Consider the following 14,726-nt stretch of genomic DNA (forward strand, 5'->3'; position numbering starts at 1 on the left):
GGAGCCGGCCCACCTGATGAGACGTGCGATCAAGAAGTCGGGTTTGCCAGGTGGTCCCGGATTTTATGGAACTACTCCCGATGGAGGATGTGAACAGGCGCGCCGATACCTTCTGGGAGCACCGAATCTGGTTCGGGATCGCCCCATGACGTGACCAGCGGAAGCACCCCGGCCCACACCGGCAGTTCGTAGTCCTCCGGCTCGTCCTTCGGGCCGCCGCGCCGGATCTTGACCGACGCCTCCGCCAGCGACAGCGCCAGCACGGACGTGGCGGCCAGCTCCTTGCGCGAGGGCCGCCTGACGTAGTCCCACTGGCCCGGCGCCAGCTGCTCCGCCAGGGCCCGCAGCCCCTCCATGCGCTCCTCGGGGTCCGCCACCAGCCGGAGCCGGCCGTAGATGATCGCCGAACGGTAGTTGACGGAGTGGTGGAAGATCGAGCGGGCCAGCACGATGCCGTCCAGGTGCGTGACCGTGAGGCACACCTCGGCGCCGTCCCCGGCGCGCAGCGACGTGGCGCCGGTGGAACCGTGCAGGTAGAGAGTCTCGCCGATGCGCCCGTAGCCGGTCGGCACCACCATGGGGTGACCGTTGACCAGCACGCCGAGATGACAGATCAGTCCGCTGTCGAGCACCTCGTGGAGATCGTCGCGGTCGGTGCTGCCGCGCTGCTTCTCGCGGCCAAGGGTGGTACGCGGTGTCGAGGAGAGCATGATTCGACCGTAACCGCGAAGTGGACCTATGCTGTAGGGCCACTATCCAGCCCTTCGTAGAGACCACTTACGTGCGCACCCAGATCGACCTGCCCATATCCCTGACGCGCGACTCGGTCGCGCCGCTCACCGCGCAGCTCGCGGACTGGCTGCGCCGCGCCATGCTGGACGGCACGCTGGCCCCGGGCGAGCGGCTGCCGTCCTCACGGGCGCTGGCGGCCCAGCTCGCGGTGAGCAGGACCGTGGTGACGGAGGCCTACCAGCAGCTCTACGCCGAGGGGTGGCTGGACGGGCGGCACGGCTCGGGGACGTTCGTGGCCGACATGGAGGCGCCCAGCCCGCCCGGCGAGAGCCCGCACGTCCCGGCCCCGCCGCCGCCACCCCCGGCCGAGTGGATCCACCTCACGCCGGGCCGGCCCTGGGTGCGCGACTACGACCGGGCGGCCTGGAAGCGGGCCTGGCGCCGGGCCGCCGACCTGCCGCCCGGCGACGAGCCCGACCCGTACGGCCTGCCGCACCTCAGGGAGCTGCTGGCCGACCACCTCAGGCGGGCCAGGGGCATGGCCGTCGGCCCGGAGAACATCGTGGTCACCAGGGGCACCGGCAACGGGCTCGACCTGTGCGCGCTGGCCCTGCTCGGCACCGGCGCCCGGGCCGGGGTGGAGGACCCGGGCTACCACGCGGCGCGTACGGTCTTCGCCGCCAGGGGCGCCGAGATCGTGCCGTGCCCGGTGGACGAGGACGGGGTGATCGTGGAAGGGCTGCCCCACGACCTGCGCGTGCTCTACACCACGCCCGCGCACCAGTACCCGCTGGGCGGGCGGTTGCCGATCCCGCGCAGGGAGCGGCTGCTGGCCTGGGCCAGGCGCACCGGCGCGACGATCGTGGAGGACGACTACGACGCCGAGTTCCGCTACGACGTGGCGCCGCTGCCCGCCCTCTACGGCCTCGATCCGTCACGGGTGGTGCTGCTGGGCACGCTGTCCAAGACCCTCGCGCCGGACGTGGGCGTGGGCTGGCTGGTGGGCGAGGCGGAGCTGGTGAGCAGGATCGCCGGGCTGCGCAGGGCCGTGGCCGACCGCACCTCGGGCCCCGTGCAGCAGGCCGTGGCCACCCTCCTGGAGCGCGGCGACCTTGACCGGCACCTGCGCAGGATGCGGCTGGAATACGCGCGCCGCCGGGCCGCCGTGGTGGACCTGCTCGGGCCGGTCTGCCGGCTGCGCGGCGACACCGCCGGGCTGCACATGCTCGCCGAGCTGCCCGCGGACGTGGTGCCCGGCCTGGTCGCGCGGGCCAGGGCGCGGGGGGTGCTGCTCGACTCCGTGGGGCGCCACCACCACGGCCCCGAGCGCCTGCACGGGCTGGTGATCGGATACGGCTCCGCCTCGCTCGCGGACGTCCGCCGCGGCTGCCGAATCCTGGCCGGCCTGATCCTGGACGCCCGGGTCAGGCCGCCGGGCGCCATGAGCCGGGCGGCGGCTCTGTAGGGGGCTTGAGGCGGCGCAGGACGGGCAGGGCGCGGGCGGCGTAGACCGGGTCGACCGGGAGCACGTGCCGGGCCCACCAGCGGGCGGGCTCGGGATGCGGCGAGGGCTCGGCGAAGCCGGGGGCGTAGTCGTCGTACGGCGGGTCGTACAGGTAGCCCACCGCGACCCCGTGCCGGACCAGCTCGGCCCTGGCCGCGTCCCGGTCGCGGACGAGCAGCGGCACCCGGAACAGCGGGCGGTCGAGGTCGTCGAGCACGGCGGGGGCGACCGTGGGCAGCTCGGCCAGGCTCCGCACGCCCGCCAGCCGGCGGTCGTGGTCGGCGGGCACCTCGGCCATGCGCTCGGCCTGGTACCAGTGGACCAGCCGGCCCCGTCGGCGGCGATAGGCGTGCAGGTCGGCGCGGACCCAGGGGTCGAAGGGCGGCAGCGCCGGGGCCTGCTCCAGCGCCTGCTCCAGCCGGTCGGGGTTGAGCGGGATGCGGTAGCCCTCGCGCTCCTCTTGCAGGTGGAGGGCGCGGGCCAGGGTGAGCGCGGGGCGTACGAGGTCGAGCCTGAGCGCCGCCAGGCGGGCCATCGAGGTGGCCACGCTGACCACGTCGACCCGCAGCGAGCCGCGGGTGAGCAGGGCGTCGCGGGCGCGGGTCAGGGCCCGCAGGTCGGACTCGTGCTCGACGGCCAGCACGCCGCCCGCCCCCGCGCCCGGGTGCTTGGACAGGCTGAAGACCCCCGCCTGGCCGAACGTGCCCAGCGGGCGGCCGTCGACGTTCGTCCCCATGGCGTGGGCCACGTCCTCGATGAGCACCTTCCCGGTGAAGGCGCGGACGTCGTCGGGCAGGCCGTACAGGTTGGTCGTCAGGACGGCGTCCACGCCGTCGAGGTCGGCCAGGGAGACGTCGATGTTGCCGTCACGGGCGGAGACCGGCGCGATCACCGGGCGCAGGCCGGCCGCCAGCACCAGGAAGAGGATCTCGTCGGCCGAGATCGGCGACATGAGCAACCGCTGCCCCGGCCGGCACCAGTGGCGTAGCGCCAGGTAGAGGCCGAGGCGGTTGGACGGCAGCGACAGGCAGTGCCGGCCCGTGCGCTGGGCGATGAACTTCACCCTTGTACGACGGCCCGGAGTCGTCCGAAGGTTTTGAGCGCCTTGTCAGCGGTCTTGTGGAGCAGCGGATTGGCCAGCACCGTGGCCCGGGTCTTGCGCGCCGGCACCCGCATCATCCAGTGCACGCCCGCCGCCGCGCCGAACCGTGCCACCCGGCCCTCGGCCACCTCGAACTCGCCGTTCTTGAGCTTGTCCTTGTATTCCTTCTGGCCCCGGCCCATGTCGATGATCCGGATGCCGGACTCGGCCGCCCGCTCGGTCATCGCCAGGTGCTGGATGAGGCCGGGGGAGTATTTCGCGAAACGGGTGTCGTAGGCGGGGAACCACCCGGCCAGCGTCGTGCTGGTGCGCAGCCCGAAGTGCCCGGCCACCGGCTGGTCGTCCACGTAGATCATGTCCAGCACCCCGGCGAAGGTCTCCGACCGGGTGGCCAGCAGCCGCTCCACCAGCTCCACGATCCACTGGTGCGCGAACCGGTCGGTGCGCCCGGTCCGCCGGTATTGATCGGTCTTCCAGCCGAGCAACGTGCGCAGCGGCTCAAGCTCGGTCGTCGCGTAGTCGTGACGGAACGTTCCGAGGTCGCGCTGCAGCTTGCGTGACTTGGCCAGGGTGGACTTGTACGTCTTGCCGGAGTTTTCCCTCAACCACTCGGTGTAACGCTGGTGGCCGTCCCGCAGGTCGATGATCGGCGAAGGGTGCCGCTCGTGCCGCCCCTTGAGCATCGGCTGCCCGGACACCAGATGGTCGAACTCGTAGACGGCCAGCCCGCAGCCCTTGATCAGCCGGAGCGCGTCGATCTCGACGTCCTTCGCGCACACCAGCCCCTGGGCGTCGGTCAACCCTGCGGCGACCGGCTTGCCGATGCCCAGGGGGTGTCGCTCGAAGGGGAAGAAGCCCACGATGTCGGGTCCGTCGTGAATGACGGCGACACGGACGACATCGCGCAGTTCGCCGACGGTGATGGTGAACTCAGGAGACAGAAAGGGATTGTCCAGCGTCGGGTCCGACTCCTGAAGGGCCCGCCATCGGCTCAATTCTGTTGGTCCCAGCTCACGTGGGAGGGCGAGGGTGACGTGCATGGGCTCCTACTGTTGGCATACCACTGCCCGTCCAGCATGCGTGCAGACGTATATAGCCAGGGTAAAGGATCTCGCCGGATGCCATCGTCGCAGGTCCGGAACGTTACACAACTACCAGCTAGCTTTCAGGACCGAGTGACGTTCTAATGTGTGTTCATGACCGTTCCCGGCGTGGACCAGCCCCGTCTGTACGCATGGATGGCCCGTCACGTGCCCGACGCGGGCGAGCCAGAGTCGGTCTCGCTGATCTCCGGCGGCCGGTCCAACCTGACATACCTGGTGGAGGCCGCCGAGCGCCGCCTGGTGCTGCGCCGCCCGCCGCTCGGCCACGTGCTGCCCACCGCCCACGACATGCGGCGGGAGTGGCGGGTCATCTCGGCCCTGGCCGGCACGCCCGTACCGGTGCCCGAGCCGGTGGCCTTCTGCGGGGACGAGGACGTGATCGGCGCGCCGTTCTACCTCATGGGATACGTGCCGGGCGCCGCCGTGCGGACGCGGGAGGAGCTGGGGCGGCCGACCGAGGAGCAGACGCGGCGGCTGTCGGAGCGGCTGGCCGAGGTGCTGGCCGCCATCCACGCCGTGGACTACCGCGAGGTGGGGCTGGGCGACTTCGGCCGGCCCGAGGGCTACCTGGCCAGGCAGCTCGACCGGTGGTGCCAGCAGTGGGAGCGGTCGAAGACGGCGGATCTGCCCGACTACTACCGGCTGGTGGAGCGGCTGCGGCAGCGGTTGCCCGCCCGGTCGGCGAACACGCTGGTGCACGGCGACTATCGGCTGGACAACACGCTGATCAGGCCGGCGGATCTCGCCATCCTGGCGGTGGTCGACTGGGAGATGTCCACGCTCGGGGACCCGCTGGCCGATCTGGGGCTGACGCTGACCTACTGGCACGACCGGGGGGACGAGGAGCGGGCGGGGATCCCTGTGGCGGGCGACGTGACGGTGGCGCCCGGGTTCATGAATGCCGCGGAGTTCGCGGGGCACTACCAGAAGGTGTCGGGACGGGATATTTCGGATCTGGGGTTCTATGTAGCCTTTGGCAACTTCAAGCTCGCCGTCATCGTGGAGGGTATCCACGCCAGGTTCCGTCAAGGTAAGACCGTTGGGGAGGGATTCGACCGCATCGGCTCGGCCGTGCCCACTCTGATCTCCCGTGCGCATCGCATGCTCGACCAGCCCTGAACGACGTACCGGACCCTCGCAAGGAGCGCCATGAGCACAGTTGCACTGATCACCGGAGCGGCCAGCGGCATCGGGGCCGCCGTGGCTCGGCGCCTGTCGGCGGGCGGGGCCAAGTGCGTCCTCGTCGACCTCAACGGGGAGGGCGCCGAGAGGCTGGCCAAGGAGGTGGACGGTGCGTGGCTGGCGGCCGACGTCAGCCTGGAGGAGTCCTCGCTGGAGGCGGTGGCGCTGGCCGAGCGGCGCTACGGCCGGCTCGACCTGGTGCACCTGAACGCCGGGATCGGTGGGCAGACGGACCTTGCGGACTTCGACCTTGAGCGCTATCGCAAGGTGGTCGGGGTGAACGTGGACGGCGTCGTCTTCGGCGTACGGGCCAGCCTCCCGCTGCTCGAACGCTCCGGCGGCGGCGCCATCGTGGTCACCTCGTCCCTGGCGGGGCTCGTCGGGTTCTCCGGCGACCCGATCTACACCATGACCAAGCACGCCGTCGTCGGCCTGGTCAGAGCGCTGGCCGAGCCGCTGGGCGACAAGAACATCCGGATCGGCGCCGTCTGCCCGGGCTTCACGGACACGCCGCTGGTCGCCGCGGCGCGGGAGATGTTCGTCAACGCGGGCTTCCCGCTGCTGTCGGCCGAGGACGTGGCCGCCGCCGTCGAGACCGCCTTCTACGCCGAGACCTCCGGCACGCTGCTCGTCGTGCAACCCGGGCGCCCGCCGGTGCCCTACCGTTATGCCGGGGTCCCCGGCCCGGCCGGAGGGCAGCGTCCACCCGGCGTTTCGTGACGGCAAGTTCCTTGCAAGTGCGACTATTAGCGTTATTAGGGCTGGGCCTCGCCCAGCCCTTCAGTACGTTTGCATGAGGTCGCACTCTCCCTGAGCATCCCGAGGAGCTTCCCGTGATTCCGACCGACGGCCGGCACGCGCGACGACGACCGCGGGGTCCGCTCGCCCTGGGAGCCGGCATCGTGGCGGTCCTGCTGGTGGCGGGCATCATGGTCTACGCATCGGTCCGTGCCAAGTCGCGCAGCGACTTCAAGGGCACCGACGTCGCCACCACGGTGCCCACCGAGCCCGCGCCCCAGTTGGAGCAGCCCCCCGCCCTGGAGGCCTGGCCGCGCTGGGGCATCACGCACACCCAGTTCAGTGCCGACAACGAGCCCGGGCCGGTCCAGGACGAGGCCAGGGACCTGCTGGGCCGGGTCCCGATGCTGCAGAACCAGCACATCATGGGCTGGGGGGTGGGCAATCCCGAGCCGAGCCCCGGGCAGTTCAACCTCCGCGACCTGAACCGGCGGCTGGAGTTCATGTCGTCGTCGCGGGCGACTCCGGTGATCACGCTGTGCTGCGCGCCGGACTGGATGAAGGGCGGGCAGGCCGGGCGTACCGACTGGAGCAAGAATCCCACGGTCGCCCCGAAACCCGAGCATTTCGCCGACTACGCCAAGCTGGCCGCCCGGATCGCCAAGCAGTACCCGACCGTCCGGCACTACATGGTGTGGAACGAGCTCAAGGGCTTCTGGGACCCGAGTACGAACAGGTGGGACGCCCAGGGCTACACCGACATGTACAACCAGGTCTACACGGCCCTGAAGAAGGTCAACCCGGAGATCCAGGTCGGCGGGCCGTACGTGTCGCTGGAGAGCTACGTCAACGGCAACCCCTCCGAGCTGACCGGCCCGTGGGGCACGGTGGACCAGCGGGCGCTGGAGGCGATCAAGTACTGGATCGAGCACAAGAAGGGCGCCGACTTCATCGTGATCGACAGCGCGTCCATGACGAAGGACAAGGGCAACGTGCCCGACGACTTCGGGGCGCAGGCGAAGTTCGGCGCGATCACGAAGTGGCTGCGGCAGCAGAGCGGCGACATGCCCGTGTGGTGGGCGGAGTGGTACAACGAGCCGGAGAACTCCGGCTGGTCGGAGGAGAAGCGCACGGCGGTGCAGGCGACGACCATGATGGAGTTCGCCAGGAGCGGCGTCACCACGGCGCTCTACTGGAATCCGCAGCTGAACGACGCGGGTGACTGCCCGGGCTGCCTGTGGGCCCCCAAGGTGGGCGGCGAGCTGCCGATGGCGGGGCTGCTGAGCGGGTTCACCAAGTGGTTCCCCGCGGGGGTGCGGCTGGTGGACGTGCCGTCGTCGGACGACCGCGTTCGCGTGCTCGCGCAGGACAGCCAGGTGGTCATGGTGAATACCTCGGACCGGCCCGTGACGGCGACGGTGGACGGCAGGCAGGTGTCCCTGGCGCCGTACGAGATCAAGTGGGCCGGTCGCGGGGCCTGAGCCGCCACCGCGACCGGTCTTCTAGGCGTCGCGGCGCCGTAGTGCCAGCCCTCCGGCCAGCAGCGCCGCCGCGGCCCAGGCGGCGGGCACGGCCAGGCCCGTCCACGGGTCGAGGGGCAGGTCGTCCAGGCCGGTGGTGGCCTGGACGGCGAGGCCGGCGTTCATCGGGGACAGGCGCCACAGCAGCCGTTGCCAGTCCGGGTCGGGGAGCAGCAGGACGGCGAGCGGGAAGAGGTAGAGCAGGCCGAGCACCGTGCCGGCGGCCGCCGCCGGCTCCCGCAGCACCGTGGCGAGGCCGAGGCTGATGAGGGCGATCAGGGCGAGGTAGAGGACCGAGCCGAGGGCCGCCCGCAGCGTCGGGCCGTCGGCCGGGGACGGCGGCGGGTAGCCGCGGGCGGGCAGGAGGAGGCCCGCGCCCAGCAACGACGCCGCCACCGCGACGGCGCCCCCGGCCAGTGTCAGGCCGGTCAGCAGGGTCGCCTTCGCGGCCAGGACGGTGGTGCGGCGGGGCATCGCGGCCAGGGTGAGACGGATCAGGCCGGTGCCGTACTCGCCGGAGATCATGCGCACCGCCAGCATCACGGCGAACGCCTGCCCGAGCTGGACCCCGGTGAGGCCGAGCTTGACCGTGTCCTGGGTGCAGCGGTCCCACGGGCAGGTCACCCCGGCGGTCAGCGCGACGCCCGTGACCGCGGTGAGCGTGACCAGGCCGAGCAGGAGCCGCCCGGCGCCCGGCTCGGTACGCAGTTTCGTCCACTCCGCGTGCAGCTCCCGTCTCATGCGTCCCTCCGGCGTACCGCGCGGATGGCCAGGGCCAGGGCGAGCCCGGCGTATCCGGCCGTCACCGCGAGCCCCGCCCACGGCGGCAGCGGGTAGTAGCCGGCGCCCGGCGTGTAGTGGCTCAGCACCTGCGGGTACTCCTGGACGCTCTGCTGGATCGCCAGGCCGGCCGCCGGGGTCAGGCGCAGCAGCCACCGCGACACCTCGTCGGGCACGGGGGAGAAGACCGCCAGCATGTACGGCAGCACGACCAGCGCCACGGCGGCGACCACGGCCCCGGCGGCACGCCGGAACAGGGCGCCCAGGGCCAGGGCGAACACGGCGACCAGCGCGAACACCGCCCCCACCCCGGCGATCACCCGTACCTGGGTGAGCAGCGGCGCCGGCAGGAGGACGAAGCCGTTCGCGCGCAGCAGGCTCATGCCGAGCGGTGCCGTCACGGCGGCGGCGGCCAGCCCGGCGGCGAACGTCACCGCGCCGATCACCGCCGCCTTCGCCGCCAGGGCGCGGCCCCGCCGGGGGACGGCCAGCACGGTGGTGCGGATCAGGCCCCGCCGGTACTCCGCCGCGATCGGCAGCACCGCCGCCACGACCACCACGACCAGGCCGAACGGCACCCCGCGGAGCCCGTCCTCGAAGACCGGGCCGTCCCGGGAGGGCGCGATGTCGCCGGTGCCGGTGACGGTGAACGTGCCGCCGGACCTGACGAGGCCGTTGGCGCGGTGGTAGCGCTCCCAGTCGGTCTCTCCCGGGCCGTCGCCCACCTCGGTGCCCGACCACGTGCCCTGGCGGCTGACCTGGTCGAAGACGGCGGTGGTCTGGGTGAACCGCTTCTGCCCGATGCTCCCGCCGGTCTCGCTCTGCTTGACCGTGAGGTCGCCGGGGGAGTTGGCGAACATCCCGATCTGCACCGTGTCCGGGAGGTCGAGGCGGGCCGTGCCGACCTCGGTCCAGCGGCGGCCGTCGGCGGACTCGTAGCCGGTGAGGCGGTCGCCGGAGCGGGTCAGGCGCAGCCAGCGCGGGGACCGCCGCGAGACGCCGCCGGGGCGGCCGGCCGTGTCGTGGGTGAAGTCGTACTGCATGCGCACGCCGTGGCCGCCGGTGAGCAGCACGGCCGCGTACGACGCCCCCGGCCGCGTGCCGTCCTTGACCATGATCCCGGCCTTGGCCCACGGCACCAGCCCCGGAACGATCTTGTCGTGGTCGGGCGGCGGGTAGGTGATGATCCCGGTCATGGAGGTCAGGCGGACGGTGAGGCCGCCGTCACCGGTCAGCGCCTGGTGCACGAAGGAGAAGCGGTCCTCCACCGCCCCGCCGTCCGGCCCCACCGGCGGCGTCGGGCAGGGCACCTCGATCGGGCCCACGCTGCAGGAGGAGTGGCTGCCCGCGGCGAAGAGCAGCCCGGGAACCACGGTGACCAGCGCCGCCGCGACGACGGTCAGCACCCACCCGCGTACGGTGCGGAACTTGGTCCATTCGGCGCGCAGGAGCTCAGCCATCGCCGCGCCGCCCGGTGAGCCTCAGGTAGGCCTCCTCAAGCGTCACCCGGTCGCCGGCGGCCAGCAGCGCCGCGACAGACGTGTCGGCCACCACCCGGCCGCGCTCGGCCACCACCAGGTGCCCGGCCACGTGCTGCAGCTCGCTCAGCAGGTGGCTGGACACCAGCACCGCCCGCCCTTCCGCGGCCAGCCCGGCCAGCAGCTCGCGCAGCCACCCGATGCCCTCGGGGTCCAGGCCGTTGAACGGCTCGTCCAGCATGAGCACCGCCGGGTCGCCGAGCAGCGCGGCGGCCAGGCCCAGCCGCTGCCGCATGCCCAGCGAATACCCGCCCGCCCTGCGCCGGGCCACCCCGCCGCCCAGGCCGGCCAGGTCGAGCACCTGATCCACCCGCGCCGCGCCCAGCCCCTGGGAGTGGGCCAGCCACAGCAGGTGGTCGCGGCCGGTGCGGCCCGGTTGCAGCGCCGCCGCGTCCAGCAGCGCGCCGACGTGGCGCAGCGGATGCCGCAGCGTCCGGTACGGCCGCCCGCCCACCAGCGCCCGGCCCTCGTCGGCGGCGTCCAGCCCGAGGACCACCCGCATGGTGGTCGACTTGCCGGCCCCGTTCGGCCCGACGAACGCGGTGACCCGCCCGGGTTCGACCGTGAACGACATCCCGTCCAGGGCCAGGGTCGGCCCGAAGCGTTTGCGCAGGCCGATGACTTCGATGGTTGCTCGCATGCGACGAAGTTGTACGGCCGCGCCCCTGACACGGGCCGAACGAGGGCCGTCATACCGCTGTTAGGCCCGGCACGGCATCCTGGAGACCCGCGACGAGAGAGGACCGATGAGGAAGCCGCGACGCCCGGCCCGGACCGTACGGCAGCGTTTCACCGCTCTTTACGGCGCCCTGTTCCTGCTGTCGGCGGTCGGGCTGCTGGCGGTCACCTACCTCGTGGCCAGCGGGCCGTCGAGCACCAGCAGGGCCGCGCCCATGGGGGAGCAGCCGTACCAGCCGTCCGCCCTGGCCGCCGCCCAGGAACACATCGCGCGGTTGCAGGCCGAGCTCGCCCAGGCGGAGGCGCACCAGTCGCGGCAGTTGCTGCTGGGCTCGGCGGTGGCCCTCGCCGTCATGGCGGTGGTGTCGATCGTGCTGGGGCGGTTCGTCGCGGGGCGGGTGCTGCGCCCGCTGCGGGCGATCACCGCGACCACCCGCCGCATCTCCGCCGACAACCTGCACGAGCGGCTCGCCGTGAACGGCCCCGCCGACGAGGTGAAGGACCTGGCCGACACCATCGACGGGCTGCTGGAACGCCTGGAGGGCTCGTTCGCCGCGCAACGGCGGTTCGTGGCCGACGCCTCGCACGAGCTGCGGACGCCGCTGGCCACCATGCGGGCGTCGCTGGACGTGGCCGTGGGCAAGCCGGTGCCGGTGCCGGAGCAGACCGTCTCCTTGGCCGGGCGGCTGCGTACCGAGCTCGACCAGGTCGATCGGCTGCTGGACGGCCTCCTCGTGCTGGCCAGGGCGCAGCACGGCGCGATGGTCGACCGGGAGGCGGTCTCGCTCGGCGCCGCCGTGACGGCGGCATTGGAGGCCAGGGCGGCCGGCATCGAGGCCAAGAGCCTCACCGTGCGCACCGACCTGGGGGACGTCTGGACGCGGGGCAGCCACACGCTGCTGTCGCGCATGGTCGACAACGTGATCGACAACGCGGTCCGCCACAACGGCGCGGGCGGCTGGATCCGGGTCGCCGTCACGGCCGCGGCCGGCACGGCGCTGCTGGTCGTGGAGACCGGCGGCGACGTCCTCGACCAGGAGCAGGTCGCGCTGCTGGCCCGGCCGTTCCAGCGGCTCGGCCAGGACCGCGTCCACTCCGGCGACGGGTCGGGGCTGGGGCTGGCGATCGTCGCGGCCGTGGCCGCCGCGCACGGGGGCGACCTGGACCTGAGCGCCCGGCCCGCGGGCGGCCTGCGGGTCGCCGTCACGCTGCCGGCGGCGGGAGCGCCGGAGTGAGGGTGCTGGTGGTGGAGGACGCGCGCACCCTGGCCGCCGTGCTGGCCGAGGGACTGCGCGACCAGGGCATGGCCGTGGACCTGGCCCACGACGGGCTGGAGGCGGCGGCCAAGCTCGACGTCAACGCCTACGACGTGGTCGTGCTCGACCGCGACCTGCCCGGCATCCACGGCGACACCCTCTGCCAGATGATCACCGAGCGCGACGACCGGGCCATGGTGCTGATGCTGACCGCGGCCGGCTCGCCCGGCGACCGGGTCAGCGGCCTGACGCTGGGCGCCGACGACTACCTGGCCAAGCCGTTCCACTTCCCCGAGCTGGTGCTGCGCGTCCGCTCGCTGGCCCGCCGCCGGCCCTCGGCCCGCCCGCGCACGCTGCGCGCGGCCGGCATCGAGCTGGACCCGGTACGCCGTACCGCCACCCGCGACGGCCGCCACCTGGACCTGTCGGTCAAGGAGTTCGCCCTGCTGGAGGCCCTGCTGCGGGCCAGCCCGGCCTTCCTCAGCGCCGAGGACCTGCTCGAACAGGTCTGGGACGAGCACGCCGACCCCTTCACCAACACCGTCACCGTGACCATCGGCCGGCTGCGCCGCAAGCTCGGCGACCCCCCGATCGTGATCACCACGCCGGGCGTGGGCTACCGCATCACCTGATCGCGCCGCGGCCGCGCACGACCGCCCAGCACGCCGCCAGAGCCACCGCGAACACCGGCAGCCACCCCAGGCGTGCCGCCACCCAGCCGAGCCCGTCCGGGACGGTGTGCAGCCCGGGCAGCGGCCCTCCCGCCGCCCGGCCCACGGCGCTGACGGCGATCATCGCGGTCTGGTGCCAGAGGAAGATCGTGATCGCCGACAGGTTCACCAGCGCCACCGCCGCCCAGGCCGCCGGGCGCCGCCGCAACAACCGCCGCAGCGGGTCGAGCAGCAGCACCGCGGCCCCGCACTGGGCCAGCCCGAAGGTGACGGACGCGAGGGTGGGCGGGTCGAGGTTGGAGACCGTGGCGCCCGGGACCCCGACCATGGACGCCGGATATCCGGCCCAGAGCACCAGCGCCGCCGTGGCGGTGGCCCCGCCGGCCAGCATCAGCCACCCGCTCCGCCGGCTGTGCGTCCCGGTCGCGCCCAGACAGTACGGCACCAGCCAGCCGGCCAGGACGTTGACCCAGCCGAGCCAGGCGGGGCCGTCCAGCCCGTACCGGATCAGGTCGACGAGCAGGACGACGGCGAACGGCCACTCCGGGCGCATCCGCACGACCAGCGGCGTCGCCGCCGTCAGCACCGCGAACACCAGCAGGAACCACAACGGCGACCAGACCAGTCCGGCCAGCGCGCGCACGGTCTGGACGGGGACCCCGCCCGCGATCATCGCGACCGCCGCCGTCCCCCACACCAGCAGCACGACGGCGACCGGCCTGAACAGCCGCGCCATCCGCCCGCGGAGCCACGTCCTGTAGCCGCCGGCGCCCGCGGCGGCCTGGCTTCGCGCCGCCACCATTCCGCCCACCAGGAAGAAGACCGCCAGCGTCTGGAACAGCCAGGAGAACGGGGTGAGCTGGGGCAGGTAGCGGAGCGGGCTGGTGACGCGCACGGCGTCGCCGTCCACCACCAGCGCCGTCACCAGCCAGTGCCCGAGCACCACCCCGAGGACGGCGATCGCCCGCAGCCCGTCGATGCCGCGGTCCCGGCCGGCCGGCGTGCCCGCATCGATGAGTTCGATCAGGCCACGCCCTGCGCGGGTAGCCATGGGGAGATCCTTCCGTGCCCGATGTCGTGGTTCGGGCATCGAACTTATGGATCATCCCTTGTGGTTGGCTTCCAACCTGAGAGTGCTCTTTCCGGGTAGCTCTGAGGTATTACCGGTCGCCGGTCATGAGGCGGGGGCGGTCGAACACGGTGTTGTCGATGATCACGTCCATGCGGGGCAGCGGGTCGCTCTCCGCGAGATAGAGGCGTTCGGCCACCAGGTAGCGGTCGCGGTGGATCGACTCGGCGTCGGAACCGGCCCAGTCCTGGTCGCGGACGGCGCCGCGGCGTACCGACAGCTCGGCGTCCACGTCCAGCCAGATCCGGAAGTCCCAGTACGCGTCGATCTCGGGCCGGAAGGCGAACACCCCGTCCACGATCAGCACCGAGTCCGCGGTCAGCGGCGTCGTCGTCGCCGAGTGGTCGATCTGCGTGAGGGGATCGATGCCGCACAGGGCGCAGGCCATGGCCTCAGGGGAGCGGCAGGGATCGAGCAGCAGCCGCCGGGCCGCGTCGTAGTCGTAGGCGTTGCGGTAGTAGCCCTCGCCTAATGGGAGCTACGGGGTCAGCCGATTAGGCAGACTTGGTGCCTGGTAGCCGCTGGTGAGTGAGCACTTCCCTCGCCTGGACTTTGAGTCCTAGGGTCAGATCGTGCCCTCACCAGTGGTCGGGAGTCTTGATCGCTGATGGGATGTCGTGCCCGCCGATCGCGTGGCGTGAGCACTTGTCCATTAGGTCGCCGACCGGCTCCTGCGGGCTGCTGGAACTGTTGTCGATCTTAGGGATTCGGATGCTGTTCGTCGGCGATGACTGGGCTGAGGATCACCACGATGTGGAGGTCCAGGACGAGGCGGGCACGGTCTTGAAGCGGG

At 72.4% G+C, this 14,726-nt stretch carries 14 protein-coding genes; 6 read left to right on the top strand and 8 right to left on the bottom strand.

Translation table 11 applies throughout. The annotated features are described in order from the left end of the window. Positions 1-71: 71 nt before the first annotated feature. Entirely contained in the window at positions 72-710 is a 639-nt protein-coding gene (locus tag BLS95_RS30435) for a pyridoxamine 5'-phosphate oxidase family protein (RefSeq protein ID WP_090938948.1), read from the bottom strand. 71 nt (positions 711-781) lie between these two features. Between BLS95_RS30435 and pdxR the strand changes: the two genes are divergently transcribed. Beyond that, positions 782-2,197 (top strand): MocR-like pyridoxine biosynthesis transcription factor PdxR, encoded by a 1,416-nt coding sequence (gene pdxR / locus BLS95_RS30440; protein ID WP_090938951.1) that lies wholly within the window; start codon positions 782-784, stop codon positions 2,195-2,197. Here the strand turns inward: pdxR and BLS95_RS30445 are convergent. Both BLS95_RS30445 and BLS95_RS30450 read right to left on the bottom strand, forming a co-directional pair. Continuing rightward, complete coding sequence (locus tag BLS95_RS30445; RefSeq protein WP_218136045.1) at positions 2,157-3,299, bottom strand: DegT/DnrJ/EryC1/StrS family aminotransferase; 1,143 nt, start codon at positions 3,297-3,299, stop codon at positions 2,157-2,159. The genes pdxR and BLS95_RS30445 overlap by 41 nt on opposite strands. Then, positions 3,296-4,378: a GNAT family N-acetyltransferase gene (locus tag BLS95_RS30450; RefSeq protein WP_245765377.1), complete on the bottom strand. Its 1,083-nt coding sequence runs from the start codon at positions 4,376-4,378 to the stop codon at positions 3,296-3,298. The genes BLS95_RS30445 and BLS95_RS30450 overlap by 4 nt, the downstream gene beginning before the upstream one ends. Positions 4,379-4,534: 156 nt before the next feature. Between BLS95_RS30450 and BLS95_RS30455 the strand changes: the two genes are divergently transcribed. From BLS95_RS30455 to BLS95_RS30465, 3 genes are all read left to right on the top strand, one after another. Next, a complete protein-coding gene (locus tag BLS95_RS30455; protein ID WP_090939059.1) occupies positions 4,535-5,560 on the top strand; it encodes a phosphotransferase family protein in 1,026 nt (341 codons plus the stop codon). A gap of 30 nt (positions 5,561-5,590) precedes the next feature. After that, positions 5,591-6,343: an SDR family oxidoreductase gene (locus BLS95_RS30460; protein WP_090938956.1), complete on the top strand. Its 753-nt coding sequence runs from the start codon at positions 5,591-5,593 to the stop codon at positions 6,341-6,343. A gap of 113 nt (positions 6,344-6,456) precedes the next feature. Further along, complete coding sequence (locus BLS95_RS30465) at positions 6,457-7,842, top strand: GH39 family glycosyl hydrolase (protein WP_090938958.1); 1,386 nt, start codon at positions 6,457-6,459, stop codon at positions 7,840-7,842. Positions 7,843-7,863: 21 nt separating this feature from the next. On the opposite strand, the gene BLS95_RS30470 is transcribed toward BLS95_RS30465, so the two are convergent. Genes BLS95_RS30470 through BLS95_RS30480 form a run of 3 tightly spaced genes read right to left on the bottom strand, consistent with a single transcriptional unit; the run spans position 7,864 to position 10,839 of the window. Next, the gene (locus BLS95_RS30470) at positions 7,864-8,622 is read right to left on the bottom strand and encodes an ABC transporter permease subunit (protein ID WP_090938961.1); all 759 of its coding nucleotides are present in this window, start codon (positions 8,620-8,622) and stop codon (positions 7,864-7,866) included. After that, complete coding sequence (locus BLS95_RS30475) at positions 8,619-10,121, bottom strand: DUF1349 domain-containing protein (RefSeq protein WP_090938963.1); 1,503 nt, start codon at positions 10,119-10,121, stop codon at positions 8,619-8,621. The genes BLS95_RS30470 and BLS95_RS30475 overlap by 4 nt, the downstream gene beginning before the upstream one ends. Then, positions 10,114-10,839, bottom strand: coding sequence for an ABC transporter ATP-binding protein (locus BLS95_RS30480; RefSeq protein WP_090938966.1), 726 nt, complete (start codon positions 10,837-10,839; stop codon positions 10,114-10,116). The genes BLS95_RS30475 and BLS95_RS30480 overlap by 8 nt, the downstream gene beginning before the upstream one ends. A gap of 106 nt (positions 10,840-10,945) precedes the next feature. On the opposite strand from BLS95_RS30480, the gene BLS95_RS30485 reads away from it, so the two are divergent. Beyond that, entirely contained in the window at positions 10,946-12,112 is a 1,167-nt protein-coding gene (locus BLS95_RS30485; protein WP_090938968.1) for a sensor histidine kinase, read from the top strand. Next, entirely contained in the window at positions 12,109-12,765 is a 657-nt protein-coding gene (locus tag BLS95_RS30490) for a response regulator transcription factor (RefSeq protein ID WP_218136046.1), read from the top strand. The genes BLS95_RS30485 and BLS95_RS30490 overlap by 4 nt, the downstream gene beginning before the upstream one ends. Here BLS95_RS30490 and BLS95_RS30495 read toward each other — a convergent pair. Both BLS95_RS30495 and BLS95_RS30500 read right to left on the bottom strand, forming a co-directional pair. Next, positions 12,758-13,855: an acyltransferase family protein gene (locus BLS95_RS30495; protein ID WP_090938971.1), complete on the bottom strand. Its 1,098-nt coding sequence runs from the start codon at positions 13,853-13,855 to the stop codon at positions 12,758-12,760. The genes BLS95_RS30490 and BLS95_RS30495 overlap by 8 nt on opposite strands. A gap of 109 nt (positions 13,856-13,964) precedes the next feature. Further along, complete coding sequence (locus BLS95_RS30500; protein ID WP_218136047.1) at positions 13,965-14,321, bottom strand: nucleoside/nucleotide kinase family protein; 357 nt, start codon at positions 14,319-14,321, stop codon at positions 13,965-13,967. Positions 14,322-14,726: the final 405 nt, after the last annotated feature.

The organism is Nonomuraea jiangxiensis, assembly GCF_900099965.1.
GTDB lineage: Bacteria > Actinomycetota > Actinomycetes > Streptosporangiales > Streptosporangiaceae > Nonomuraea > Nonomuraea jiangxiensis.